This window comes from Candidatus Clostridium stratigraminis (assembly GCF_045310675.1).
Classification (GTDB): domain Bacteria; phylum Bacillota; class Clostridia; order Clostridiales; family Clostridiaceae; genus Clostridium_AT; species Clostridium_AT stratigraminis.
The window spans coordinates 13,385-40,162 of record NZ_JBJHZZ010000010.1; the positions used below are offsets into that span (position 1 = coordinate 13,385).

Genomic DNA, 26,778 nt, shown 5'->3' on the forward strand with positions numbered 1-26,778 from the left:
TAAAACTAAACTGTGAATTTAATTTAATTTAATATGTCATAAGTAAAATTAATAAGTAATTATTATCAATTGGCATAGAAAAACAAAGAAAATAATACAGAATATTCAACTGTTATAATTTAATTTATAAAAATGGCTTAAAAACAAATTAATTGACTATTGATACAGACAAAAATATACTATATAATAGTGAGTGTAAAAAGAGAAAGCAAGGAGTGAAGTTTATGTTTAAACAATGGGAAGGCTTTAAAGAAGGAACATGGATGAATGAAATAGATGTCAGAAATTTCATTCAACAAAATTATACAGCATATAATGGGGATAAAAATTTCTTAGCAGGAATTACAGATAAAACAAAAAAGATTTGGGATGAGTGCAGCAAACTTATCTTAGAAGAAACAAAAAAAGGAATCTTAGATGTTGATACTGAAAATGTATCAGGTATAGATACCTTTGCACCAGGATACATTGATAAAGAAAATGAAGTTATAGTTGGACTACAAACAGATGCTCCACTAAAGAGAATTACAAATCCATGGGGCGGAATTAGAATGGCAGAGCAATCCCTTGAATCCTATGGATACAAGATTAGTGATGAAATGCATGAAACATTTACAAAATATAGAAAGACTCATAATCAAGGAGTATTTGATGCTTATACAGAAGAAATAAGAGCTGCCAGATCAGCTGCTGTCCTTACTGGTCTTCCAGATGCTTATGGTAGAGGAAGAATAATAGGCGACTATAGAAGAATAGCTCTATACGGTATGGATTTCTTAATTGAAGAAAAGAAAAAAGATCTTAAGAATCTTAAAGGCGATATGCTCGACGAATTAGTAAGATTAAGAGAAGAAGTTAATGAGCAAATAAGAGCTTTAGGAAAAATAAAGAACATGGCAGCTTCTTATGGTATTGATATATCACAGCCAGCTACTAATGCAAAGGAAGCGGTACAAGCAGTATACTTTGGATATCTTGCAGCAATAAAAGAAAATAACGGTGCTGCAATGTCACTTGGGAGAACAAGTACATTCTTAGATATATACATTGAAAGAGACTTACAAGCAGGTTTTATAACTGAAGCAGAAGCACAAGAAATTATTGATCAATTTATAATCAAATTAAGACTTGCTAGACATTTAAGAACACCAGAATATAACGATTTATTTGCTGGAGATCCTACTTGGGTTACTGAATCAATCGGTGGCGTTGGTGAAGATGGACGACCATTAGTAACTAAGAACTCATACAGATATTTACACACACTAATCAACCTAGGAACAGCTCCAGAACCAAACATGACAGTACTTTGGTCACAAAACTTACCAGAGAACTTTAAGAAATTCTGTGCTGAAATGTCTATATTAACTGACTCTATTCAATATGAAAATGACGACGTTATGAGACCTATATATGGAGATGACTATGCAATTGCTTGCTGTGTATCTGCAATGAAGGTTGGAAAGCAGATGCAATTCTTCGGAGCAAGATGCAACCTAGCTAAATCATTACTTCTAGCTATTAACGGTGGAGTAGATGAAAAGAAAGGCATTGTTGTTGTTCCAGGAATTGAACCAATAACAGATGAAGTATTAGATTATGATAAGGTATTAGCTAACTACTTCAAAGTATTAGAATATGTAAGCAAAGTTTACGTTGATGCAATGAATATAATTCACTTCATGCATGATAAATATGCTTATGAAGCATCACAAATGGCATTACATGATACAAAGGTTGGTAGGCTAATGGCATTTGGTATAGCAGGATTCTCAGTTGCTGCAGATTCCTTAAGCGCTATAAAATACGCTAAAGTTAAGCCTATAAGAGAAAATGGAATAACTGTTGACTTTGAAGTTGAAGGAGAATTCCCTAAGTACGGAAATGACGATGACAGAGTTGATAGCATTGCTGTAGCCTTAGCTGAAAGATTCTCAAATGAACTTAAGAAACACCCGCTTTATAGAGATGCTCAGCATACATTATCAGTTTTAACTATAACTTCAAACGTTGTTTACGGTAAGAAGACAGGTTCCACACCTGATGGAAGAAAAGCGGGAGAAGCATTTGCACCAGGAGCTAACCCAATGCATGGCAGAGATTTAGAAGGAGCTCTTGCATCACTTAATTCAGTAGCTAAGGTTCCATATTCATGCTGCCAGGACGGGGTATCCAATACATTCTCCATACTTCCAGACGCATTAGGTAAGGATTCAGAATCTAGAGTCAACAACCTAGTAGCTGTTATGGATGGATACTTTGGACAAAATGCTCACCACTTAAACGTAAATGTATTAAATAGAGAAACCTTAATGGATGCAATGGAACACCCAGAAAAGTATCCTACCTTAACAATAAGAGTTTCTGGATACGCAGTTAATTTTAATAGATTAACAAAAGCTCAGCAAAAGGAAGTCATAAGCAGAACATTCCATGAAAAAATGTAAGTAAAAACTTTTTAAAAATTTAAAGGAGGGGATTTCATGATTAAAGGTAGAGTACACTCAATAGAAAGTATGGGTTTGGTGGACGGTCCTGGAGTTAGAACTGTAGTTTTTCTACAAGGTTGTAAGCTTAGATGTGCTTATTGTCACAACCCTGATACCTGGGCAAGAGATGGCGGAACTGAAATGACACCAGAAGAATTAATGAAAAAGATACTTCGTTATAAGCCTTACTTTGAAAGATCTGGTGGTGGAGTTACCTTTTCAGGAGGGGATCCTCTCCTTCAACCTGAATTTTTACTAGAAATGCTTAAGCTTTGCAAGGAAAATAATATTCATACAACCATAGATACAGCTGGTTATGGCTTTGGAGAATATGAAGAAATATTAAAATATACAGATTTAGTTTTGCTAGATATAAAGCATGTAGATGATATTGGATATAAAAATTTAACTGGTAAAAGCAAACATGGGTTTAATCAATTTCTTGCTGCATTAGAAAAAACAGATGTTAAGATATGGATTAGACATGTAGTAGTTCCAGGTATTACAGATTCAGAAGAACATATGGAAAAAATGCAGGGAATTATAAAAGAAATTAAAAACGTTGAAAAAGTTGAATTACTACCATACCATACCTTAGGAGTAGCCAAGTATGATAAATTAGGAATCTCTTATAGGCTTTCAGGTATAGAATCAATGGATAAAGAGGATACAAAACAATTTGAGGCAAAAATTAATAGAATTATAAAATCTGCATAAATTAATTTGAAAAGTTGCAAATTACTATTGACTTTCAATTTTGAAGGTACTATAATATAAACAATAAATGAATGTTTTGACGTTGTAAAGTGTTAAAGTGCTAAAACTTAATATGGACTTATCTAGAGAGGTGGAGGGACTGGCCCTATGAAGCCCGGCAACCGGTATTATTTATAATACAATGGTGCCAATTCCTGCAGTATTCTTTTGAATACTGATAGATGAGCGAAACAGGCAGGTTTATTAAAACCCGAGGTTTCCTCGGGTTTTATTTTTTATTTTAATTCAGAATAATAATCATTAACAATTGAAATTATTTATTAATTTAGGGATAGGAGAGTTGTATGATAGAGATAAGTGAGGTTTCGAAGAGCTTTTCAAAGGTTAAAGTTCTTAATAGGGTTAGTTTAAAAATTGAAGAAGGTGATATATTCGGTATAGTTGGCCACAGCGGTGCAGGTAAATCTACACTTCTAAGATGCTTAAACGGACTAGAAAAATATGATTCCGGCAGCATTAATATAATGGGTAAAGAAGTAGGGGAATTATCTGTTAAAAAGCTTAGAATATTTAGAAAAGAATTAGGAATGATTTTTCAAAACTTTAATCTTTTAAATAGAAGAAATGTTTATGAAAATGTAGCACTTCCACTTAAACTGTGGGGTTACAAAAATGAGGATATAAAAAAAAGAGTAAATGATTTATTAAAAATGGTTGGTATTGAAGAAAAAGTATTTAATTATCCAAAGGAATTAAGCGGAGGTCAAAAGCAAAGGGTTGCTATTGCCAGGGCAATAGCGCTGCAGCCTAAAATACTTTTATGTGATGAAGCTACTTCAGCATTAGATCCAAGAACAACAAAATCCATCCTTGAGCTTTTAAGGGATATAAACAAAAAGCTAAATATAACAATAGTTATAGTTACTCATCAAATGGAAGTAATTAAAGAGGTATGTGAAAAGGTTGCGCTTATGGAAGGAGGTGAAATAAAGGGAATAGGCGGAGTGGAGGAATTGTTTTTAAGGCCAACTAAAAAGCTAAAGGATTTAATGGGAGAAGAAGAAATACTTCCAGCAGAAGGTGTAAACATAAAAATTTTCTTTCCTAAAGATTTGAGTCAGCAAAGTATTATAACTTCTATGGCAAGAGAGCTAGATATTGATTTTTCAATTGTTTGGGGCAAATTAGAAAAATTTAGAGAGAACGTGCTTGGAAGCCTTGTAGTTAATGTACTTGAAGAGGATAAAGAGAAGATTTTAAAATTTCTAGAAAAGAAAGGAATAAGCTGGGAGGTTGTTTACAATGAGCTTTAGTAATTTATTTTTACAAATACTGCTGCCTGGGGTATGGGACACTTTATATATGGTTATTTTATCAACTATTTTTGCTGTAATTATTGGCTTCTTTCCTGCAATAATTATTGTCATAACTGATGAAAAGGGCTTAAAACCTAACGCCATAATTAATAAGGTATTAGATTTTATAATCAATCTATTACGATCTTTTCCTTTTATAATACTTATGATAGCAATTTTTCCTTTTACTAAGCTTGTAGTTGGCACAACTATTGGTAAAAATGCGGCTATTGTACCGCTTACTGTTGGAGCTGCTCCATTTGCAGCTAGAGTTATAGAATCAGCATTTAAAGAAGTGGATTCTGGAATAATAGAAGCAGCAAAAGCTTTTGGAGCTAGTATTTCACAAATAATTTTCAAGGTAATGCTGAAGGAGGCTCTTCCTTCAATTGTGCTAGGGATAACTCTTACGGTAATAAGTGTTATAGGCTATTCAGCAATGGCAGGAACCATTGGAGCTGGGGGTCTTGGTGATATTGCTGTTAGGTATGGATATCAAAGATATAAAACAGACATAATGATTTACACAATTATAATACTTATGATAATAGTTCAGTTATTGCAGAGTTTAGGAAATTATGCCTATAAAAAATTAAGTCATTAAAAATATTTATTAATTAGGGGGTTTTAAATATGAAAAAGACAATAAGTTTAATATTAAGTGCAGTTTTATTAGTTGGATTAGCCGGCTGCAATGCAAAAAAAGATGCAGCGGTAGCTGCACAAAAGGATGATAAAAAAGTAATTACTGTAGGGGCATCTCCGGTGCCACATGAAGAAATACTTCAAGTTGTAAAACCAATTTTAGAAAAAGAGGGTTACACCCTAAATATAAAAGAGTTTACAGATTATGTTGAACCAAATATAGCTCTAAATGATGGAGAAATAGATGCAAACTTCTTTCAACATATTCCTTATTTAACAACTATGAATGAAGAAAAGAAACTTGATCTTGACTATACTGTAAAGGTTCATATTGAGCCTATGGGAGTTTATTCAAGGAAGGTTAAAAGTATAAAGGACTTAAAGGCAGGTGCTACAATTGCTGTTCCTAACGATCCTACAAATGAGGCTAGAGCCTTAAGGTTGCTAGAAAGTGCAGGCCTATTTAAATTAAAGAGCGGAGACCTAGTTACTGCAATAGATATTACAGAGAATCCTAATAAGTATAAAATTAAAGAACTTGAAGCTGCTCAGCTGCCAAGAACTTTAGATGATGTAGATGCTGCAGTTATAAATACAAATTATGCATTAGAAGCTAAGCTAAATCCAAGTAAGGATGCTTTAGTATTAGAAGATAAAAGCTCGCCTTATGCAAATGTTTTAGCAGTAAGAAAGCAAGACAAAGATAAGCCATACATCAAAGCACTATCTGAGGCACTAAATTCTCCAGAAGTTAAAAAATTTATTGAAGATAAATATAAAGGAAGCATAATTCCAGCTTTCTAATATAGATAAACAATAGAGTTTAGGCACCCAAAGTAAACCAGATAACAGGGCTGATTTATTTTAGGTGCTTATTCTTTTTATAAAAATATAGCATTATAATTGTAAATGTAATATTATAATAATAAAGGTTTAGGTGGAGGTAGTTATGGATAAAAATGTTGGAGCATTTTTTGATATTGACGGAACACTTTATAGAGAAGGTCTTATAGCAGAAATCTTTAAAAAATTAGTTAAGTATGAAATAATTGGCCCGGAAAGATGGGTAAATGAGGTTAGACCAGAATATCAAAGATGGGACAAAAGGCAGGGTAACTATGATAATTACCTTCTTAAAATGGCTGATATTTATATAGAAGCAATTAAAGGACTTCATAAGTCTCAGGTGGAATTTATAGCTAAAAAAGTTGTAAGCCAAAAGGGAGATAGAGTATATACCTTTACTAGAGACAGAATTAAATGGCATAAACAGCAGGGGCATATTTTAATTACAATCTCAGGAAGCCCAATAGAGCTCGTAAATGAAATGGCCTTGAAACATGGTTTTGATGACTTTAAGGGTGCAGTATATGAGATGGATAGTGAAGATAAATATACTGGCAGTGTAATTCCAATGTGGGATAGTAGAAGTAAAAAAGAATCCATTAGTTATTTTACTGAAAAATACAATTTGGATTTAAATCAAAGTTTTGCTTACGGAGATACCTCAGGTGATTTTTCTATGTTTGAAATGGTTGCCTATCCAGTTTGTGTTAATCCAACTAGAGAGTTAATAAAGAAGGTTCAGGATTCAGAAGAAATTAGTAAAAAGGCATTAATTGCAGTAGAAAGAAAAGATGTGGTATATAGATTGACATCAGATATGATTCACATTTGTTAAGAAAGAGTGATTTTAGTGATAACTATAAGAAAAGTAATTGAAGCTTCAAAATTCAGTGATGAATTTTCTTTAGCTTATGAAAACAATAAAGATATTTATAAAGATGCGTTATTTTTTGATTTAGAACATTATGTTTATAAGAAACCGATTTGTATAGGTGTTTTTGGCTGTGCCTTTTATAATGAAGAAGAAAAAAATCTAATTGTTACTCAATATATGATTGAAAATAAAAAAGAAGCTAAGGAAATATTACTGTTAGCGGAAGAATATTTTAATGTTATGCAGGAAATTTACAAGAAGAAATATTTAATTACTTTTTCAGGTAATAATGATTACACTATGATAAATTATTTATTTAAACAAAATAATATTAATATTGATTTACAGGAAAAATATATTGGAATTGATTTGCAAAAAGAATATGAAAAGGTTAAAAAGAGTTCAATAGGTCTCAAGAATCTTGAAAAGGAATTTGGTATAAATAGAGATAGTGAGCTAATTAGCGGTTCTAATTTAGCAAAGACAATTTGCAAAATTATAAAAGATGATGATTATATGAATAGAATGCCGAAGGAGAAGAAAGAAAAAATACTATCTTATAATGAACAAGATGTGGTGAGTCTTTTTCATATGTGCATTAATTGGGATAATATTATTAAAATTGAAGAAGAAATTGGTAAGGCTGCGGAATGATATTTTCCCAGCCTTATTTTTATAATGGTAATAAAAATTATTTGCTCAAGCATAAATTAACATAAGAAACTTTATATTAAGGATAATATATGTCATATCTAAAATATTATGATATAATAGAGAAAATATATAATAGGGGATATATACAATTTATTAGGGGGATAATATAATGCTTAATTTGAAAAATGATATTGCAATAGCTGCAGGGAAAATAGCAGCACCTTTAGTGCTAAAAAATGCAAAAATAGTAAATGTGTTTAACCAAACAATCGAAGAAAATGATATAGCTATTAATGGGGATAAAATAGTTGGTATTGGCAAATATAATGGAACTCATGAAATAGATTGCAATGGACTTTATGCAGCTCCAGGTTTTATTGATGCACATGTTCATATAGAATCATCAATGGTAACTCCTGAAGTGTTTTCTCATCTTTTAATTAGGAAAGGCGTAACTACAGCAGTTGTAGATCCACATGAAATTGCAAACGCATTAGGTAAAAAAGGCATAGATTTTATGCTGGAAAATAGTAAAAAAAGTGTTATGGATTTGTTTTTTATGCTGCCCTCCTGTGTACCTTGCACAGAATTCGAGGATACTGGGGCAGTACTTTTAGCTGAGGATTTAAAAAGCTACATCAACGATGAAAAGGTTTTAGGGCTTGGTGAGGTAATGGATACTCCAGCAGTAATAAATTGTGACACAGATATGTTAAAAAAACTTGAGGCCTTTGAAAATAAACATATTGATGGACATTGCCCAGGCATTAATGATAAATGGCTCAATGCCTACCTTTGTTCTCATATAAAGACAGACCATGAAAGTTCAACTTATGAAGAGGCATTGGTAAAGGTACAAAGGGGAATGTATGTTATGCTAAGAGAGGGTTCTGCTACTAGAAACCTTAAGGATCTTTTACCTGCTGTAAATAATAATAATTATAGCAGATTTTTATTCTGTACAGACGACAGACATATTCATGATTTAATTGAAGAGGGAACTATAGATAATTCAGTAAGACTAGCTATTGAACAAGGTTTAGATCCAATTAAGGCATACACTATAGCCTCCATTAATGCTGCACAGTGTTATGGCTTAAGAGATAGAGGAGCAATTGCACCAGGCTACAAAGCTGACTTAGTTATTTTTGAGGATTTAAGTAAACTTAAGATCAAAAGTGTTCTAAAGCAGGGGAAAATATATAATGAAAATATAACCTATTCTTCCTATGATCTAGGATCTTCAGTTAATCTTAATAGCGTAACTTCAGATGATTTTAAAATAAATACAAGGGGAGAATATGTAAATACCTTAAAGCTTGTTCCTCATTCTGTTGAAACTAGAACAGGTAAGAGAAAAGTAATTGATGTTAATGGTATAGTAAAAGCATTAGAATGTGATGAATATTTAAAGATTGCAGTATTAGAGAGATATAAGAATACAGGTAAAAAAACTGTTGGATTTATAGAAGGCTTTGGACTTAAAAATTGTACAATAGCTCAAAGCATTGCCCATGATTCACATAATATTATTGTTATAGGCGATAACGACGAGGACATGGCACTTGCAGTGAATACAATTATAAAACTGCAGGGAGGAACGGTAATGGTTTCTAAAGGGGAAGTGCTTGGTGAATTAAGTCTTCCAATAGGTGGTCTTATAACTTCTGATGACCCATATATTGTAGCGGAGAAAGTAAAAAGTATGTCTAAAATAGCAAGAGAACACGGTGTAAAGGGAGATTTTGATCCTTTTCTCACTTTAGGATTTATGGCACTTCCGGTTATTCCTGACATAAAAATAACTGCAAGAGGAATATTCAATTATGAAAAATTTAATTTTGTAGATATATTTACAGAAGAATAATTGAAGGTGAATAAATAATGTTTATAAGAGGAATAATTCTTGGGGCTGGTAAATCCAGTAGAATGGGCTATAATAAGTTAGCTATTAAAATAGATGACAGTACAATCCTTCAAAGGGTAATTGAGAATGCTAAGGCATCTAAGCTAAATGAACTTGTGTTTATAACTGGTAAATATGATCTGGATACAGATATTAAAAAGCTTCATAATGAAGAATATGAAAAAGGTATGAGTACCTCCATTAAAAAGGGACTTGAAAGCTTTAATGGGGATGCAGTTATGATTCTTCTCGGGGATATGCCTTTTGTAAGCAGTGGGTTAATAAATAAGCTTTATGACTGCTTCAATAAGAGCAATAAAAGCATAATTGTGCCTATAAATGAAGGTATGAGAGGAAATCCAGTTATTATTGGTAAAAAATATTTTCAAGACCTATTAATTAACGAAGGTGACAAAGGAGCAAGAGATATTATAAATAATAATCCTGAGGATGTTTTTCAACTTGAAATTCAAGATAGGGGCATTTTTATAGATATTGATGATAAAAGTGCAGTAGAAAGGTTTTTATAATATGAAAGTGCCATTATGCAAAATTAAATTTACATAATGGCACATTTTTTATTAATATGCTCTACCCCAGTAAACTAACTTTTTAGCTGGTTTTCCGCAGCAAACACAAGTATCTGCTACACTTTCCTGCTCAAAAGGCATACATCTAGAAGTAGCCCCTGCTGTTTCTTTAATAGAGTCTTCACAAGCTCTGTCTCCGCACCACATAGCCTTAACAAAACCAAGCTTACTATCTAATATGTTGTTAAAGTCCTCCATATTAGCTGCGGTGCTTGTTTTTGTGTTTTGTGCAGCTCTTGCTTTTTCTAGTAGAGATTTTTGGATATCTTTTAGTGTTTCTAGAACTTTAACTTCTAATTCCTCTAATGAAACAACTATTTTTTCACGGTTATCTCTTCTAACTAAAACAGCTTGATTATTTTCAATGTCCTTTGGACCAATTTCAAGACGCAGAGGAATTCCCTTCATTTCATATTCGCTGAACTTCCAACCTGGCATTTTATCGCTGCAATCCATTTTAACTCTTGCTACCTTTGATAAGGCATCTTTAATTTCTTCAGCTTTTTCAAGCACTCCAGCTTTATGCTGGGCAATAGGGATAATCATCAATTGAGTTGGAGCTATTTTTGGTGGTAATACAAGACCACTGTCATCTCCATGAACCATTATTAATGCACCAATTAATCTAGTAGTCATACCCCAAGAGGTTTGATGTACATATTGAAGCTTACCATTTTTATCAGCATATTGAATATTAAAGGCCTTTGCAAAGCCATCACCAAAGTTATGTGAAGTTCCACACTGAAGTGCTTTTCCATCATGCATTAAGCTTTCAATGGTATAAGTAGCCTCAGCCCCTGCAAACTTTTCCTTATCAGTTTTACGACCCTTAACAACTGGAATAGCTAAATATTCTTCACAAAGCTTAGCATATACATTTAGCATTTTTATTGTTTCTTCTTGAGCTTCTTCTGCAGTGGCATGAGCTGTATGACCTTCCTGCCATAGGAACTCGGTTGTACGAAGGAAAGGACGTGTAGTTTTTTCCCATCTGACAACTGAACACCATTGATTATAAAGCTTTGGCAAATCCTTATAGGATTGAATTATTTTAGAATAATGATCGCAAAACAGTGTTTCAGAAGTTGGACGGACGCATAACCTTTCTGTTAATTCCTGATTACCTCCATGAGTTACCCAAGCTACTTCAGGAGCAAAGCCTTCAACATGGTCAGCTTCTTTTTGAAGAAGTGACTCTGGTATAAACATTGGCATATATACATTCTCGTGACCGGTTTCCTTAAACATAGCATCTAAGTTCTTTTGTATGTTTTCCCATATTGCATAGCCATAAGGTCTTATTACCATACAACCCCTTACACTTGCATAATCAACTAACTCTGCTTTCTTTACAACGTCTGTATACCATTGAGCAAAATCTTCATCCATTGGAGTAATTGCTTCAACTAATTTCTTCTCTTTTTCCTTACTCATAATCTTCCTCCTAAATTTTTATATAATAAAAGCCTCCAATCCCTAAAAGGGACCGAGGCTAATTTTCGGCGGTACCACCCTAATTGATGCATAAGCATCCTCTTAAGTCTATTTATCGACAGAAAGCCGCTGCATTTTATTAAGTGCAGAACTCAAAGGCGGGTTCAAAATTAATCTTTAGAAACCTTCCACCAACGGCTTCCTCTCTGTAAAAGATACTATCTTTACTATTCCTTTTCACAGTTTATTTATTAAATTATCCCTACATTAAAACAATAATAGTGCAAAAGTTTATTTGTGTCAACAACTTTTTATAGCAAAAACAGATTCAAATAATGAGAAAACAGTAAATCGAATTAAAAGTTTTCATCCTTATATTTATTACTCTTCATCACATTCACATTCACCTTTATATTCCAAAGCAACTCCTATTTTAACTTTAATGTATGAACCACATTCATTCTCAAGTAGAGCCGCATTAAAATAAGCATAAGTCCATTCTACACATGGTTCATTACAATTACATGGTTTTGGACAGCAGGTATGAGATATATTTTCATTTACTGGGACTGAGCTTGAGCCGCATATATGAGAATGTGTTGGATAACAAAATCCATCTATAGGGTAAATAGGAATACTCACAGAAAAATTAACCTCCCCAACTGCCCTTATTTCATATCCTGCAACTACTTCACACTTCTTAGGATGTTCGCACTCTAAAGCTGGCAAAGTAACCTTTTGAATTAATGGATTTTTGATACAGGACAACCCTCCCAAATTGAAGCATATGGCAGGTGAAAAATCAGTTAGCTTAAAGCCTCTTGGCAATTGAATAAGGCAGCAAGTTTTTATTATCTTTTTACATTTAGATCGAATTTTATGACCTTCATGTTCATCTATAGGTATGCCAGATTTATCAAAATAATATGTCTTATTATATTGAAAGTTATTTTCCTTGGTGAAATCTTCATTTGATATTGACATATTTGATTTATCAAAGAAGTATACCTTATCGGTTTGAGTATTGCCATCATTAGTAAAATTTTCATCAGTTGTATTTGCATCTGAATTATTAAAGAAGTTTTCCTCATTATTTTGAGTATTGTTACCATTAGTAAAATTTTTATTAGTTGTAGTAGCATCTGAATTATTAAAGAAGTTTTCCTCATTATTTTGAGTATTGTCTCCATTTGTAAAGTTTTCATCAGTTATAGTTGTATCTGATTTACAAAAATCAAATATCCCCTTAAACTGAAGGTAGTCTTCTTTTGTATAATTTTTATCAGCATTGGTCATAATCACTCTATCCTCCTTACTCAGTTTTCTTTTTACACTTAACAAATTTTGTTTATATATTTTATCTCTCAAATCATTTAATAATATAAAATACAAAGCACTAGCAAATGGAACTATGCCTCTTTGAATAAGAAAATAATCCGCTGTCAAGCAGAAAATAAGACTTTCACAATCAAGACAAACCTGATGTATATTAGAATGAATTTCTACTTTACTATTTTTCAACATCAATGTGTATCCTCAGAAACAAAACCTGCTAGCTTCACAGCGTATTCTATTGGGCGCTTATTGCATCTACTCATAACTTCTGAGCTGTCCAAACGTTTTAAACTTACTTTTAAAGGCTTTCCATTTACCTCAATAAGCCAAATCTTTTTATCTATATCAATGGTCATATCCAATCCTAATTCAATGCAGTCACCAAACTCTTTCTCTATTGTTAAGCATATTTCTCTTCCAAGACGAACTATATTCTCATATAGACCATTTGCTGTTGAAAAGCTCTCATTAAAAACTTCCATTAATATAGTTTCTAAATTTTCAACTGTTCCTCCACTTCTTGGGCTTGTAATTATGCTTCCTCTTCCAGCAATACGTCCTGCTATACCACTTAATTGCCAGATGCCATCGCAGCTCTTTTGAAATAATGCTCTAAAGTCGAAAGGATTTCCTTTGTATTTAGCCTTATTAATCTCCTGCTGTATAATATAGCCTCCTCCAATTTTAGAATAGGGACGCATTAAATTTTCCAACTCTTTAAGTGACTTCAAACTTACAATATGATTTCCTTCGGTGGTTCTATACTCAGCCTTATTACCTTCATTGTTATTTTTACTAATTCTAAAGATTCCTTTTCCTTTACTTAAAGAATCAGGCTTTAAATAAAGACTAGGATATAGCTTCAGACTATTTATTAAATCATTTGAATTCTCATATGGTATTGTAGCTGGGATAATTGGAACCAGCCCAGGATTTTTTTCAATAGCTTTTATAGTTTCCCATTTTGCAAGCTTAACCATAGGATTAAGAATTTTACAAATATTCTTTAATCTTTTTCTGAGCTCAATGCTTTCAACTCGACAGTTATTCTCTACATTGCGGTCATAAATTATTTTTGGAAGGGGTAATATTTGAGAAGTCCAGTTTAAATTCTCTCTTATCAATGCATTAATTTGCTTTCTATCCCAATCAATATTATTAATAGAAAAAAAACAGCATAATCCATAGAGGCTTTTGCAGACTGCTTGTGCCTGTATATATTCAGTTATATTTTTACCGCTGCTTAAAAGCTCAATCTTACTTTGATTTACAAACATTCCGATGTAAGGTCCAATTTCTAGGTGCCCATTTTCTATTTTTCTAATTTGCATAACTGTACCTTGCGTTATATATAGTTCACTTTCTGTGTCCTTAGATAAATATAATCTAAAACAACTCGTGTTATTGTTCCTTACAATAACCTTTTTCAGTTGAACACTAGCTAAGCCCATTGTTAAAATGATATATTTCACTGTGTCTCCTAAGCCAAAATATATAGATTGCTCTCTTGTAAGATAACAGGTTCTCTTATCTTCTGAGTCCACATAGGTTATTTTAATCTTGTCAGGCATGCTTTTGTTCACCTCCAAAAGATTATTGATGGCTTATTTAAATAATTGTATCTAATTTAATATATGTGATTAATTTTGATAGTGTTAATAGTTAAATGAACAATTAAATAAACCCATACAACTCACCTTCATAACTTACAAGCATATATTATAGCAAGGGATTTTGTACTATATCTAATATTTACTTACTAAGAGGTGATGAAATGGAAGAAAAACCTACAATGCTTCAAGATGAATCTATAACATTAAAAAGAGAATTAGGACTTGCTACTGCAACTGCTTTAGTTATCGGAAACACAATTGGCTCAGGTATTCTAATGGCGCCTCAAGGTTTAGCTGCAGCTTCAAACCCTACTACTACAATCATTGCATGGATAATAACAGCTATTGGATCTATCTTATTAGCCTTAAGCTTTGCTAAACTAGGTTCAGCTATGCCAGAAACAGGAGGACCTATAGTCTATATTAGAGAAGCCTTTGGCGAATTTGCTTCTTTTTTAGGCACTTGGACATACTGGATAGGCATATGGGTTGGAGATGCAGCCATAATAACAGCTGCAATAAGCTATTTAAGCTGCTTTTTTCCGATAATTAATGCCAACAGACTATTAGCATTTTTAATTTCATCAGCTATACTTTGGATATTTACCTTTATTAATGTGAGAGGCGTAAAAGGGGCTGGAGCTGTTAGCATGATTACCACTATATGCAAAATATTGCCGCTAATAATATTTGCTGCAATTGCAGTAATGCATTTTAATAGCAGTAATTTTACTACAGCATCATCTAACAACAATATTGGATTGTCCACTCTGCCAGCAGCTGTTGGTATAACCTTATGGTCTTTTCTAGGATTTGAAAGTGCTACAATTCCAGCAGGAGAAATTAAAAATCCAAAGAGAAATGTAAAACTAAGCACTATTTATGGAACTGTAATTACTGCAGTAATTTATATTACAATTAGCGTTTTAGCTATCGGGGCAATGCCTCAATATAAGCTTGCAGTATCAAATGCTCCATTATCAGAAATTATTAATACATTAACTAGCAGCAGCTGGGGTAGTACCTTAATTGCTTTAGGTGCTGTAATCTCCATAATAGGAACAATTTCCGGATGGATTCTTTTATCTGGAAGATGTGCTTATGCAGCTGCAAAAGATAAGATATTTCCAAAAATATTTGTAAAAATTCATCCTAAAAATAAGACTCCATATGCTGCACTAATTATATCTAGCATTGGAACAAATATAATATTAATAACCACTTATGTTAATACTCTAAATTCAGCCTTTAATTTTATAATATTGCTTTCTACCCTGTCTATATTACCTGTATATACCTTTACAGCTGCAGCTGAAATAATGCTTTTGAGAAAGGATCCCACTAAGTTTAATATATTCACCTTTGTAAAAAGTTCTATCGTGGCATTATTAGCTTTTGCGTACTCTATTTATGCAATATATGGCACTGGCGCTACAAACGTTATGTATGGTTTTATATTAATTCTTATAGGTATTCCATTTTATGTATATATGAAACTTCAAAATAATACTAAAGAAAAATCTATATAGTATTTTTTAAACTGTATTTAAGATCAAATTATAGACTGTTGCCATAAATTTTGTCAGCAGTCTTATTATTTTTAAAAGAAATTTAAGGTGAAATACAGCATTACAGCCTCTTAATTAATTAACCAAAAAAAGTAAAATACATATAATAAACTATGTATTAATTGATATATAAAGCTTTACATATGTTACAACTACATTATACAAGGAGGAAATGAAATGAAGCCTGGACCAATAATTGGAATCCTAACAGATAGAATACGCCGTAAAAAAGATCTCATCTATAAAGCCACCACTAGAGAATTTAGATCCTATTTAGAGGCCTGTAATGAAATTGGGGCATCATTATATACTTTTGACTTAAATTATATAGATTTTATTGATAAAAAAGTATATGGTTATATACCCTCAATAGATAGCCTTGGCAAGATGGTTTGGGATGGGCAATTGCTTCCAATACCAGACTTAATTGTTAACCGCGCATACGTATCTGCTTCTAGTAATAAGAATGAAAAAATAAACAAACTAATAAACGCTTTTCCAAATATTAAAATAATTAATAGGGTCACACAAATTTCAAAATGGGAGGTGTATCAGGCATTAAAAAATAACAATGATATTAATATGTATTTACCAAAGACAGTACTGTTTGAGGGTATAGATTCTTTAAGTAATATGCTAAATGAATTTTCTTGTGTATATCTAAAACCTACAGACGGTAGTCTGGGAATTGGTATAGCGAGGATTACAAAAGATAAGGGAGATGAGTATCTTGCTGAGTACAGGTTAAGGAAAAACAATTATTCTATAAGTGGCAGCTTAAGTGATATTTTACTACAGCTAGAACCCTTGATGGAGAAAAGTATATATACTATTCAAGAAGGTATTCCTTTAGCAACTTATAGAGGGAATATTTTTGATCTGAGGGTGTGTGTACAAAAGGATGGTACCGGTAAATGGATGATACCAGTATGGATAATTAGGGCAGCAAACCCTGACAATGTTGTAACCAATTGTGCAGCTGGTGGTATTTCATTAAAAGTAGAAGATGCAATAAATGCACTTTTCCCTGATAATGCAAGTGAAGTTTTAGATAAAATAAAAAATGCCAGCATATTAATAAGTGAAGCTATTGAAAAAAATTTTCCGGGTACTGGAGATATAGGAATGGATGTAGCAATAACAAATACCGGAAAAATATATTTCATAGAAGCAAATCTTCGTCAAAATAAGTTCACTAGTGATGGAAGCTATAAAGGCCACATAGAATATTTAGAATGGAAAATAACTTCTAGAGTGCCTATTTACTATTTGAATTATCTTTATGAATTAGAGACAAATAGTCCTAAATCATAGTTTTCTTTATGTAGGATATAACTAGTACATTACATCGGTATAAATTTGAGGTGAAAATTATGGAAGTAAGGATTAAAAGGTTTTCTAATGATACTAATTCAAATGAGTGTATACTTCCTAAAAGTATATTTGATGCTTTAAAACTCTCTACAAAAGAATCATATACTATTCATTTTTGCCAATCAACGCAAGAAATTTTAATAAGCTTTTCAGAAGTTGATGATATAAATATTTATTTCTCCGAAAATCTATTTAATCAATTACAACTGTTAGAAAACACAACACTTAATATATGGAAAACTGATAAAGATATTTTTATAGGTCCTGTAGTAGGAATATTTGTTGATGCTGGTAGAAAGAAAGCAGCAATAAGGAAGCCTGACTCTTTTATAAGGCAGCATATGCGTGCTAGCGGAGCTGAGAATTGTATTAGTTATTTTTTTTCTGCAAGTGATGTTGACTGGCTAGAAGAAAAGGTTAAAGGTGTTACCTATATTCCAAACTTAAGAAAATACGATTACTACTGGTTTCCTTTACCGGATGTTCTATACGATAGGGTACTAGAATTTAATGAAAAAGAAAGATTACTTATTAAAGAAGCAAGAAAAAGGTTTAGAAATAATCCTAAAATAAAGCTATTAAATGATTTTAATGATATAGGAAAATGGGAACTATATGAGGTGCTTTCTAAGTATCCGGAGTCAAAAAAATATGTACCCGAGACCATTATATATAATAATTTCGATGATGTCCTTTACATGCTAAACAAAAATGAACTTATATTTATAAAATCCTTTTATGGCACACAAGGTAAAGAAGTATTATCCATTGAAAAGTTTAATGATAAATTTAAACTTAACTTTTATAAAGATGGTGCAAGAGAAATTTTACTAGATAGTATAAATAAAGTTCAGGAATTTGTTATAAATTTTGCTTTGAAGAAAAAATACATTGTTCAACAAGGTATAAAATTATTAACCTATAAAGGGCGCAGCATGGATATACGAATGTTTATTATGAAAAATGAAACTGGTATGTGGGAAACCATATTCAAAGGTGTAAGAATCGCAAAAGAAGGATTTCCTCTTACAAATATTCATGCTGGCGGAGTCTATGCTATCTATGACCGATTATATTCTGAGCTCATGAAGCAATATAGTTCTGTTGAATTACCCAGTACACAAAAGCTTAGTGAAGTAACAATTATGTTAACAAACTATATTGAAAAAGAATTAGGACACTATGGTGAGCTAGGGATTGATATTGGGATTGACATCTTAGGACAAATATGGATTATAGAAGCTAATGTTATGCCTGGTAAGAGAATGCAACCTTATTCATTAGATATAGATGGTAACCCCCTAACTAAGCTAATACCTTTATACTATGAAGGATCTAAAAAAGACAGCACAATACTACCTCAAGCTCTTGGAATATTTAAATATGCCAAGTTTCTTACTGGTGTGAGCAAACTCTAAGATTATAGTAAATTTAATCCCTATTTTTATGATTTAGGGATTCTTTTTTACTCAAAATTTATTATAAATATATACAATTAATATAGTATTTATTGATTAACTAAAAAAAAATCAATGAATATAATAAAGTAGTTAAGCAATGTGTAAACACCCATATTGTGGAGGTTAAAAACTTATGGACTTTATTAAAATCATTTATAAAAACTCTGACTATAATACCTGTTATTTAACAGAAGAACAAAATGAATTTTATTGCAATGGCGATAAAGATAAAAATATTAATATTAAGTTCGGTTCTCTAAACATAAATTTAAGAAAAGTCGTTTGGATTACCAACGAAACCGATTCTAATTTTCTCTGTTTATCAGAAGATTTAAAATCTGTAATTTATATTCCTGATAATTCTTCACTTCAATTACGCAAAATAGAAAAAAACAGTATAGAAATAGGCCCATTAGTTGGGATTTTTATAAATTCCAAGAAGATAGCTTCATTAAGTGAAGGCAAAACTGACAGTGTATACGAGCAGATATCTTTAGCAATGGATAAACTTAGTGGATTAAGCTGTTTTTTTTCAGCAGGCGATATTGATTGGGGGAAGAGATTAGTAAAAGGATTAGTACATGAAGACTCAAGATGGGCTGCCCACATACTGCCTTTACCAACTGTAATTTACGATCGCTGTTTTGGAAGCTATGGGCGTAAAAACGGCCTTGAGTTTAGAAAAAGACTTGGAAGTGAATATCATGTCATTAACTCTATGCCTAAGCTTACAAAATGGGAAACAATTTGTACATTAAGAAAAAATCCAAAATTACTGCAAGTAATTCCTAAAACTAGTATTTATAATTCATATATGGATTTAGAAAATGCTCTCCTGACTGCTAATAGTGTTTATTTGAAGCCTGATGCTCTTTATAAGGGGAAAGGGGTTTATCGAGTTAGTAAAGAATTAAATGGAAGCTATAAGATAGAGCATAGAACTGAGACCAAGAATGTGGTTAATTTCCTGCCTAATTTAAATAATATAGGTGAAATAATAGACAGCTATACAGTACTTGGAGGAGGTTATCTAATTCAAGAGGAAATTGAAAAGGCTTATTATAAGGATTATCCATTTGATTTTCGGCTTTTATATCAAAAAGATTGGCAAGGAAGTTGGCAGCCAAGCGGGATAGCAGTTCGAATTGGTGCTCCTGGAAGTATAATTACAAGCCCCAGAAGCGGAGGCGCAGTAATAGAATTTTCAAAAGTACTTAGAGATTCATTTCATGAAGACTTTATCACCAAGGATGGTTTATATAAAAATGTATTATCTATTGGCAGGGAAATAGTAACTACTATTGAACAAGAATTCGGTGACTGTGTGGAGCTTGGACTTGATATGACTATTGATATAAATCGAAAGATATGGGTTATTGAAGTAAACGGAAAACCTCTGAAAGTAAGCTTAAAATGGCTTAATAATCCTGCTCTAATGGCACGCTGTTATTCTCGTCCTATAGAATATGCCGTTTTTTTGACTGGTTTCATGTCAGCAAATACTGAAATGGGAGAATATTAATATGATTTTAGGTATTTACTTTAATGAGAGAAACTTTAAGCGACTATATAATAAAAAATTAGAAGCAAAAATGAATTTTTTAGCTGAGGAGGCAGTTAAAGAAGAAGTCCAGGTATTGGCATTTTCACCTTTGAATATAGATTGGATAGCTAAAAACATTAATGGATTAATTTATAATGCTCTAAGTAAAAGTTGGGAATTAACTGTATATCCATTTCCAGACATAATTTATGATCGTGCTACCTTTCTTAAAAACGAAAAAGAAGTTGGTGGAATTGTAAGAGAGCGTCTAAGCGAAGAGTGTAAAATACCATTTATTAATAATAAGTCTTACTTTAACAAGTGGGAAACGCATGAAGTGCTTTCAATGGATTCAGCAATTATAAATTATCTGCCATATACAGAAAAATATTGCCACCCTTATCAACTGTTAGATATTTTAGATAAATATAATTCAGTTTATATAAAAGACTCTGGAGGAAGATTAGGAAAAAATATATTTAAACTACAAAAGGCTGATGGTGGATTATATATCCTTTCCTATCAAATATCCGGAACTAAATATTCAGATAAACTTACTTTGCAAGAGGTTCATAGTAAATTTGCAGCTGAAAGATTATTAGGTAAGAATATAATAATTCAGCAGGGAATAGATGTAGCCTTTTTAGACTTGCATCCATTTGATGTAAGGATTCTTGCTCAAAAAAATGAACTTACAAACTGGGAAGTGGTAGATAAGTCTATACGTATTGCCTCCCCAGGAAGTATAGTGACAAACATTAGCAGTGGTGGTAAAGTAGAAAAGTTTGATAGCGTTATCCCTCTTCTATTTTCAAATTCAGCATTCTTATCTGACCAGGTTGATATATTAGTAATTAGGGTATGTGAAGCTTTAGAAAGAAAATATGGAATGCTTGGGGAGCTGGGCATTGACGCCGCAATAGACAAAAGCGGAAGAGTGTGGCTTATAGAGGTTAATGGAAAGCCTGCTAAACTATGCATATATCATTCAAGTAACCTAGAATTGATTAATAGAAGCTGTAGAAATATAGTTAGGTACTCAAAATTACTTTTTAAACAAAGGAACGAGAAAGAAATATTATGTGGAGGTTCAGGAAACTGTGGAAATGAAGTATAAAATAATGAAATGTCCTTTTGAAACAAAGCAAGAGGAATTTAATATAATAATATCCTTAAGGACTTCAGAAAAGTTTAATTTAACAAATAGAAGTAATACTAACTTACAGTGCGGAGCAAAGTGCATAAATGCTTCCGTTACAATCAATTCAGAAATTGAATTAACTGATGAAGTAATATGGCTATCTAAAAATACTCTAGAAGAATTGCTTATTCCAGAAAATATTGAAATATGTGTTCAGACTATTGGACATGGAGATGTTATTAAGTTTGGTCCTATAATAGGAATTTTAACCGAAAGTTTTATTATTAAAGGCCATAAGAAAGGCCGTCCCATAAGAGAAGACTTTAATTGCTTTGCAGAAGCAGGTAGCAAAATAGGTGGCCTGATATATATTTTTAGCCTTAACAAAGTAGATTTTGGTAATAAAAGAATAATGGGATATGTACCTTTAATAAATGAATCTATGAAAATCAAATGGCAAGATCAATGGTTACCTATTCCAGATGCAATTCATAATAGACTTAAAATATCTAGGTCTAGCTCTCTATATAAAAAAGTGAACGACATTTCAGAACTTGTTCCAGCTTTTAATATTATTAATCGAACCACAAAGATATATAAATGGAGAATACAAAAGTTCTTAGAGCAGGATAGCTATGCAAAAAAATATCTGCCCAAAACCGTATTATTTAAGGGGAGCAATACCTTAGCAAAAATGCTTCAGGAATTTCCATTTATATATCTAAAACCAGTAGGCAGAAGCTTAGGTTTAGGTATTATAAAAATTTCAAAGGATGGAACAGATGAATATACTGCTAAATACCGTGAAAAAGGTATATTATACTCTTTAAGCGGAAACTTAATGGAATTACTGCCTAAATTAAAAATGTTAATGGGTAAAAGAACTTATATTGTTCAAGAAGGAATTCCACTCGCAGCCTATAACGGAAATATTTTTGATATAAGAGTATCTGTACAGAAAGATGAAACTGGTACTTGGAGTATATCTAGATGGAAGATAAGAGTAGCCGCACCAAACAGTATAGTTACTAATCTTTCGGCAGGAGGAACAACGGGTAACACAAATCAGTTAATGGATTCAGTTTTTAAAGAAGATGCTGCTAAAATTTCCAATGATATAAATACAGCCTGTTTAGCTATTTGTAATGCTATAGAAAAAAAAACAAGTGGAATTGGTGATATAGGTCTTGATATAGGTATCACCAAAGGTAGAAAGATTTATTTTATAGAAGCAAATTTCAGAGAACATCGATTTATTTCTGGAAGTGACGAGGATATTGAAAGTTTGGAAAACACGATTAAAAAACCAATTTATTATTTAAACTATCTTTATAAAAAGAAGTTGCAAAACAATTAGCTGTAGATAAAAATGTATTACATCAATATTATTTTGGTAAATATTTTGCTTTTATGCTTTATTGGCCCCTAAATCTACTGGAGATCTAGAGGCCTATAATTCTTATTCTTTCAACAAGCTTTTGAAGTCTTCTGTAGGATGGTTTGGATAATCAAAAATTTTTCCTTCCCAGGTTCTTATCTTGACATAGTCTTTTCCTCTTGATATTAAATATTCAGGCAAAACTGGCGTTTTCCCATTGCCATTAGGTGCATTGATAATATAAGCTGGTATAGCCATACCTGAAGTGTATCCCCTTAGATATTCCATTATTTCAATTCCATCATCTACTGAAGTATTAAAATGAATTGTTCCCATAACATTTTTTGCATGAAATATATAATACGGTTTTACCCTGCATTTTAAAAGTTCTTGGTTTAAAAGCCGCATTACATATTTATCGTTATTTATACCGTTTAGTAATACTGCCTGGTTGCCTAATGGTATACAAATACTAGAGAGCTTGTCACAGGCTTCCTTTGCTTCTCTAGTTATTTCAAGAGGATGATTAAACTGAGTGTTAATATATAAAGGATTATATTTTTTTAATATATTTAAGAGGTCTGCTGTAATTCTTTGAGGCATAGTTACAAGAACTCTAGTACCTATTCTCACATAATCTACTGTATCTATTTTATATAATTCCCCTAGTAACCAATCCAGCATTTGATCAGATAGCATTAAAGGATCTCCACCAGTAATTAAAACATCCCGAATTTCTGGATTACTTTTGATGTAATCAATAGATTCTTCTAAAGATGCCCTGCACTGATGCGTGTCTACGGTTCCAATATTTCTTCTTCTTTGACAGTGTCTGCAAAAAGATGGACACATATTTGTCACATTAATTATTAACCTATCAGGATATCTTCTGGTTATAGCTCCTGCAGGATTTGTATACTCTTCAGCCATTGGGTCTGCAGAGCCTCCCTCACATAGTTCTAATATTGAAGGGGAAGCTTGTAGCCTTACTGGGTTAAATCTATCTTCATCAATTAATGATGCATAATATGGAGATATGCCCCATCTAAATTTAGTCTGAACCTTTATAATGTTTTTTAGTTCAGTTTCACTTAAGTTAATTATTTTTCCTAACAGTTCTGCACTGCTTATTCTATTTTTTACCTGCCACTTCCAATCATTCCAATCAGCCTCTGAGGCATTTAGTAAAGTTAGTATCCTTTTTTTTGTTTCTAATATCTTACCTTCTTGAATAGGCGACATTCCTCTTGGAATTGTATCCTTTATCTTTGTGTAGTCATTTATTTTATCTTTTAGTTCCTCAGATCGTTTCAGTGCAATTTTCCTTTTATGATTCACATCTTCCATATCCTGGCCCCCTCTAAATAGCCTTATTAAAAATAGAGCAAAATAATTTCAAGTTATTATTCATAAATATCTACTATTCATATTATTACATTTACATAATAATAGAACTAATATATATTAATTAAAAAATCTAAATTTTAATTAGTAAGTTAATAATTATTAAAGTAAAAATTCTCCCTATGTAGATCTGATATGGAGAAACTTTTGAATGAAAAATTAATATTTCTTCATATTCATTACTTAATTGCAAAAAATTAAATATTTCCATATAATTAGACTAACTAAATAATAATTGAGGTGTTAAAATGTTCAAAGAAATGAGAAAGAAGAATAGGGAAATCGGCGTTGAAGATATTAAGGAAATATTAGAAAATGGTGAATATGGCGTTTTAGCAACAATTGGGGAAAATGGTTATCCATACGCAACTCCGCTAAGTTTTGTTTATTATAAAGAAGCAATTTACTTTCATTGTGCAGTGGAAGGGAACAAATTAGAAAATATTAAAGCAAATGAAAAAGTTTCCTTCTGTGTTGTTGGAAAAACAAAAGTTTTGCCGGATAAGTTCAGTACCGAATATGAAAGTGTTATAGTCTTCGGAAGGGCTTTTTTAATAAAGAATGATGAAAAGAAGGACGCACTTATTGCAATAGCCCAAAAATATTCTCCGGATTTTATGGCTGAAGGGCTTCAATATATTGAAAGGGCCATAGATGCAACCTATATTGTTAAGATTGAAATAGACAAAATAACTGGAAAAGCAAGAAGATAAGTAAAATTAAAGGCATGCATATGATTTCATTACTAATTTTCAACAAATAAGTAATAAGCCATAAGCATGCCTTTTAAATTCTAAGATTTTTAAATACTTTTAAGTTTTTCAATTCCCAATTTAATTCTCTTTATTGACTCTTCTTTACCAAGTATTTCTGCAAGTTCGAAGGCACCTCCTGGTGTAAAGGCCTTGCCTGAAAGAGCAGTTCTTATAGGCCAAAGCATAACACCGTTTTTAATACCCATTTCTTCAATAAGTTTAAATACACTTTCATGAATAGTGTCAAAATCAAAAGAGTCTAAGCCTTCTAATAAAGGTAGTACCTTTATTAGACTCTCTAAGGAATTTTCAGTATTAGTTTTCATTTTCTTATGGAAATATAATTCTGAAGAATACTCTGGAAGAGCATCAAAGAAGTCAACTTGCTCTGGTATTTCTCCTAAAACTTCAACTCTTGTGTGCAATAAATTACTTATCTTTATTAAATCTATTGATGGATTTTTTATAACTAATTGATAGTAAGGCAGAGCCATTTCATGGAATTCTTCTAGAGATAGTTTTTTAATATATTCTCCATTCATCCATCTAAGTTTAACTGGATCAAAAATAGCTGGTGCTTTATTTATTTGTTTAAAATCAAAGCTTTTAACAAGTTCTTCTAAAGTAAAGAGCTCCTGAGTAGTGCCTGGATTCCATCCAAGAAGAGCAATATAATTCATTACTGCATCCTTTAAGTAACCCTTAGCTATTAAATCTTCAAAGGAGGCATCTCCATTTCTCTTGCTTAATTTTTGATGAGCATCCTTCATTATTGGAGGACAATGTACGTAAATAGGAACCTCCCAGCCAAAGCCTTCATATAGACGATTATATTTTGGTGAGGAAGATAGATATTCGCTGCCTCTAACAACATGGGTTATTCCCATTAAGTGATCGTCTACAACATTTGCAAAATTATAGGTAGGATAGCCATCAGATTTTATAAGTACCATATCTTCTAGTTCTGAATTTTCAACTGAAATAGTTCCGTATATTACATCATCAAAGGTTGTTGTCCCTTCGGTTGGATTATTTTGTCTTATTACATAAGGTATACCCTCAGCTAATTTTTGCTCAATTTCTTCTTTGTTTAAATGAAGGCAATGTTTATCATATTTAAATGGTCTCTTTAACGCTTCTGAATTGGCTTTTAACATATCAAGCCTTTCTTTTGAACAGAAGCAGTAGTATGCTTCACCTTTTTCAACAAGTTTTTTAGCATATTCTAAATATAAAGATTTTCTCTCGCTTTGAACATAAGGACCTACTGGACCACCTATATCTGGACCTTCATCATGAATTAATCCTGTCATTTTCATGGTATTATATATTACATCAACGGCTCCTTCTACATATCTTTCTTGGTCAGTATCCTCAATTCTAAGTATAAAGTTACCATTTTCATGTTTTGCAATTAAATAAGCGTATAAGGCTGTTCTAAGATTTCCAACGTGCATGTAGCCAGTTGGACTAGGTGCATATCTTGTTCTAATCTTACTGATACTCATAATTTTCACTCCTCAATTTATTCATTAGATTATAATTAATATTTAACCAATAATGTCACATATTTAAGATGACAATCACATGGTATAAATAAGTAGTAATTGTAACTAATAATTATTTAATGGTTAATCACCTAAAGTATGCCCATATAAAATAAAAACCTCTCATAAAAGAGAGGATTAAGGTCATTA

The 26,778-nt window shown here is 31.9% G+C and carries 21 protein-coding genes, 1 riboswitch and 1 other annotated feature; of the genes, 16 read left to right on the top strand and 5 right to left on the bottom strand.

The genetic code is table 11. From position 1 onward, the window contains the following. The first annotated feature begins 224 nt into the window (after nt 1–224). The 9 genes from pflB (at nt 225) to ACJDUG_RS12940 (ending at nt 10,016) form a co-directional block, all read left to right on the top strand. Nucleotides 225–2,447: a formate C-acetyltransferase gene (pflB, locus tag ACJDUG_RS12900; RefSeq protein WP_406770294.1), complete on the top strand. Its 2,223-nt coding sequence runs from the start codon at nt 225–227 to the stop codon at nt 2,445–2,447. A 36-nt stretch (nt 2,448–2,483) separates the two neighbouring features. Beyond that, nucleotides 2,484–3,206 (top strand): pyruvate formate-lyase-activating protein, encoded by a 723-nt coding sequence (gene pflA / locus ACJDUG_RS12905; protein ID WP_406770295.1) that lies wholly within the window; start codon nt 2,484–2,486, stop codon nt 3,204–3,206. Between the two features lie 115 nt (nt 3,207–3,321). Further along, nucleotides 3,322–3,434: riboswitch (SAM riboswitch) on the top strand. A 116-nt stretch (nt 3,435–3,550) separates the two neighbouring features. Beyond that, nucleotides 3,551–4,519: a methionine ABC transporter ATP-binding protein gene (locus tag ACJDUG_RS12910; RefSeq protein WP_406770296.1), complete on the top strand. Its 969-nt coding sequence runs from the start codon at nt 3,551–3,553 to the stop codon at nt 4,517–4,519. After that, entirely contained in the window at nt 4,509–5,165 is a 657-nt protein-coding gene (locus tag ACJDUG_RS12915) for a methionine ABC transporter permease (protein ID WP_406770297.1), read from the top strand. The genes ACJDUG_RS12910 and ACJDUG_RS12915 overlap by 11 nt, the downstream gene beginning before the upstream one ends. Before the next feature lie 29 nt (nt 5,166–5,194). Further along, a complete protein-coding gene (locus tag ACJDUG_RS12920; RefSeq protein ID WP_406770298.1) occupies nt 5,195–6,010 on the top strand; it encodes a MetQ/NlpA family ABC transporter substrate-binding protein in 816 nt (271 codons plus the stop codon). A gap of 145 nt (nt 6,011–6,155) precedes the next feature. Next, nucleotides 6,156–6,887 carry an HAD-IB family hydrolase gene (locus ACJDUG_RS12925; protein ID WP_406770300.1) on the top strand — a complete coding sequence of 244 codons (732 nt, stop codon included), beginning with the start codon at nt 6,156–6,158 and terminating at the stop codon, nt 6,885–6,887. 36 nt (nt 6,888–6,923) lie between these two features. Beyond that, the gene (locus ACJDUG_RS12930) at nt 6,924–7,580 is read left to right on the top strand and encodes a ribonuclease H-like domain-containing protein (protein WP_406770376.1); all 657 of its coding nucleotides are present in this window, start codon (nt 6,924–6,926) and stop codon (nt 7,578–7,580) included. 169 nt (nt 7,581–7,749) lie between these two features. Continuing rightward, nucleotides 7,750–9,447: an adenine deaminase gene (gene ade, locus ACJDUG_RS12935; RefSeq protein WP_406770301.1), complete on the top strand. Its 1,698-nt coding sequence runs from the start codon at nt 7,750–7,752 to the stop codon at nt 9,445–9,447. Between the two features lie 17 nt (nt 9,448–9,464). Then, complete coding sequence (locus ACJDUG_RS12940; RefSeq protein ID WP_406770302.1) at nt 9,465–10,016, top strand: nucleotidyltransferase family protein; 552 nt, start codon at nt 9,465–9,467, stop codon at nt 10,014–10,016. Nucleotides 10,017–10,067: 51 nt separating this feature from the next. Here ACJDUG_RS12940 and proS read toward each other — a convergent pair whose 3' ends face one another. From proS to ACJDUG_RS12955, 3 genes are all read right to left on the bottom strand, one after another. Further along, nucleotides 10,068–11,510, bottom strand: a complete 1,443-nt coding sequence (gene proS, locus ACJDUG_RS12945) for a proline--tRNA ligase (protein ID WP_406770303.1) — start codon at nt 11,508–11,510, stop codon at nt 10,068–10,070. A gap of 44 nt (nt 11,511–11,554) precedes the next feature. Then, nucleotides 11,555–11,760, bottom strand: a binding site (T-box leader). 131 nt (nt 11,761–11,891) lie between these two features. Continuing rightward, nucleotides 11,892–13,037, bottom strand: coding sequence for a hypothetical protein (locus ACJDUG_RS12950; protein WP_406770304.1), 1,146 nt, complete (start codon nt 13,035–13,037; stop codon nt 11,892–11,894). Then, nucleotides 13,034–14,416 carry a YheC/YheD family endospore coat-associated protein gene (locus tag ACJDUG_RS12955; RefSeq protein ID WP_406770305.1) on the bottom strand — a complete coding sequence of 461 codons (1,383 nt, stop codon included), beginning with the start codon at nt 14,414–14,416 and terminating at the stop codon, nt 13,034–13,036. Before ACJDUG_RS12955 ends, ACJDUG_RS12950 begins: the two co-directional genes overlap by 4 nt. 203 nt (nt 14,417–14,619) lie before the next feature. On the opposite strand from ACJDUG_RS12955, the gene ACJDUG_RS12960 reads away from it, so the two are divergent. The 6 genes from ACJDUG_RS12960 (at nt 14,620) to ACJDUG_RS12985 (ending at nt 22,901) form a co-directional block, all read left to right on the top strand. Continuing rightward, the gene (locus ACJDUG_RS12960; RefSeq protein ID WP_406770306.1) at nt 14,620–15,987 is read left to right on the top strand and encodes an amino acid permease; all 1,368 of its coding nucleotides are present in this window, start codon (nt 14,620–14,622) and stop codon (nt 15,985–15,987) included. A 216-nt stretch (nt 15,988–16,203) separates the two neighbouring features. Continuing rightward, the gene (locus ACJDUG_RS12965; RefSeq protein WP_406770307.1) at nt 16,204–17,340 is read left to right on the top strand and encodes a YheC/YheD family endospore coat-associated protein; all 1,137 of its coding nucleotides are present in this window, start codon (nt 16,204–16,206) and stop codon (nt 17,338–17,340) included. Nucleotides 17,341–17,399: 59 nt separating this feature from the next. Beyond that, on the top strand, nt 17,400–18,818 hold the full coding sequence (locus ACJDUG_RS12970; RefSeq protein ID WP_406770308.1) for a YheC/YheD family endospore coat-associated protein: 1,419 nt from the start codon (nt 17,400–17,402) through the stop codon (nt 18,816–18,818). A gap of 175 nt (nt 18,819–18,993) precedes the next feature. Next, nucleotides 18,994–20,382, top strand: coding sequence for a YheC/YheD family endospore coat-associated protein (locus ACJDUG_RS12975; protein WP_406770309.1), 1,389 nt, complete (start codon nt 18,994–18,996; stop codon nt 20,380–20,382). Between the two features lies 1 nt (nt 20,383). Then, nucleotides 20,384–21,520, top strand: a complete 1,137-nt coding sequence (locus tag ACJDUG_RS12980; RefSeq protein ID WP_406770310.1) for a YheC/YheD family endospore coat-associated protein — start codon at nt 20,384–20,386, stop codon at nt 21,518–21,520. Continuing rightward, nucleotides 21,510–22,901, top strand: a complete 1,392-nt coding sequence (locus tag ACJDUG_RS12985; RefSeq protein WP_406770377.1) for a YheC/YheD family endospore coat-associated protein — start codon at nt 21,510–21,512, stop codon at nt 22,899–22,901. The genes ACJDUG_RS12980 and ACJDUG_RS12985 overlap by 11 nt, the downstream gene beginning before the upstream one ends. A 102-nt stretch (nt 22,902–23,003) precedes the next feature. Here ACJDUG_RS12985 and eam read toward each other — a convergent pair whose 3' ends face one another. Next, nucleotides 23,004–24,269, bottom strand: coding sequence for a glutamate 2,3-aminomutase (gene eam / locus ACJDUG_RS12990; RefSeq protein ID WP_406770311.1), 1,266 nt, complete (start codon nt 24,267–24,269; stop codon nt 23,004–23,006). Between the two features lie 305 nt (nt 24,270–24,574). Here eam and ACJDUG_RS12995 point away from each other — a divergent pair, with 305 nt between their 5' ends. Beyond that, a complete protein-coding gene (locus ACJDUG_RS12995; protein WP_406770312.1) occupies nt 24,575–25,039 on the top strand; it encodes a pyridoxamine 5'-phosphate oxidase family protein in 465 nt (154 codons plus the stop codon). An 89-nt stretch (nt 25,040–25,128) separates the two neighbouring features. Here ACJDUG_RS12995 and gltX read toward each other — a convergent pair whose 3' ends face one another. Beyond that, on the bottom strand, nt 25,129–26,589 hold the full coding sequence (gene gltX, locus ACJDUG_RS13000; RefSeq protein WP_406770313.1) for a glutamate--tRNA ligase: 1,461 nt from the start codon (nt 26,587–26,589) through the stop codon (nt 25,129–25,131). Nucleotides 26,590–26,778 lie beyond the last annotated feature (189 nt).

Coding starts and splice junctions, on each gene's coding strand:
- ACJDUG_RS12965 (WP_406770307.1), top strand. CDS start 16,204: ATGAAGCCTGGACCAATAATTGGAATCCTAACAGATAGAATACGCCGT.
- ACJDUG_RS12985 (WP_406770377.1), top strand. CDS start 21,510: ATGAAGTATAAAATAATGAAATGTCCTTTTGAAACAAAGCAAGAGGAA.
- ACJDUG_RS12995 (WP_406770312.1), top strand. CDS start 24,575: ATGTTCAAAGAAATGAGAAAGAAGAATAGGGAAATCGGCGTTGAAGAT.
- ACJDUG_RS12980 (WP_406770310.1), top strand. CDS start 20,384: ATGATTTTAGGTATTTACTTTAATGAGAGAAACTTTAAGCGACTATAT.
- proS (WP_406770303.1), bottom strand. CDS start 11,510: ATGAGTAAGGAAAAAGAGAAGAAATTAGTTGAAGCAATTACTCCAATG.
- eam (WP_406770311.1), bottom strand. CDS start 24,269: ATGGAAGATGTGAATCATAAAAGGAAAATTGCACTGAAACGATCTGAG.
- ACJDUG_RS12925 (WP_406770300.1), top strand. CDS start 6,156: ATGGATAAAAATGTTGGAGCATTTTTTGATATTGACGGAACACTTTAT.
- ACJDUG_RS12960 (WP_406770306.1), top strand. CDS start 14,620: ATGGAAGAAAAACCTACAATGCTTCAAGATGAATCTATAACATTAAAA.
- ACJDUG_RS12955 (WP_406770305.1), bottom strand. CDS start 14,416: ATGCCTGACAAGATTAAAATAACCTATGTGGACTCAGAAGATAAGAGA.
- pflB (WP_406770294.1), top strand. CDS start 225: ATGTTTAAACAATGGGAAGGCTTTAAAGAAGGAACATGGATGAATGAA.
- ACJDUG_RS12915 (WP_406770297.1), top strand. CDS start 4,509: ATGAGCTTTAGTAATTTATTTTTACAAATACTGCTGCCTGGGGTATGG.
- gltX (WP_406770313.1), bottom strand. CDS start 26,589: ATGAGTATCAGTAAGATTAGAACAAGATATGCACCTAGTCCAACTGGC.
- ACJDUG_RS12910 (WP_406770296.1), top strand. CDS start 3,551: ATGATAGAGATAAGTGAGGTTTCGAAGAGCTTTTCAAAGGTTAAAGTT.
- ACJDUG_RS12970 (WP_406770308.1), top strand. CDS start 17,400: ATGGAAGTAAGGATTAAAAGGTTTTCTAATGATACTAATTCAAATGAG.
- ACJDUG_RS12975 (WP_406770309.1), top strand. CDS start 18,994: ATGGACTTTATTAAAATCATTTATAAAAACTCTGACTATAATACCTGT.
- pflA (WP_406770295.1), top strand. CDS start 2,484: ATGATTAAAGGTAGAGTACACTCAATAGAAAGTATGGGTTTGGTGGAC.
- ACJDUG_RS12940 (WP_406770302.1), top strand. CDS start 9,465: ATGTTTATAAGAGGAATAATTCTTGGGGCTGGTAAATCCAGTAGAATG.
- ACJDUG_RS12920 (WP_406770298.1), top strand. CDS start 5,195: ATGAAAAAGACAATAAGTTTAATATTAAGTGCAGTTTTATTAGTTGGA.
- ade (WP_406770301.1), top strand. CDS start 7,750: ATGCTTAATTTGAAAAATGATATTGCAATAGCTGCAGGGAAAATAGCA.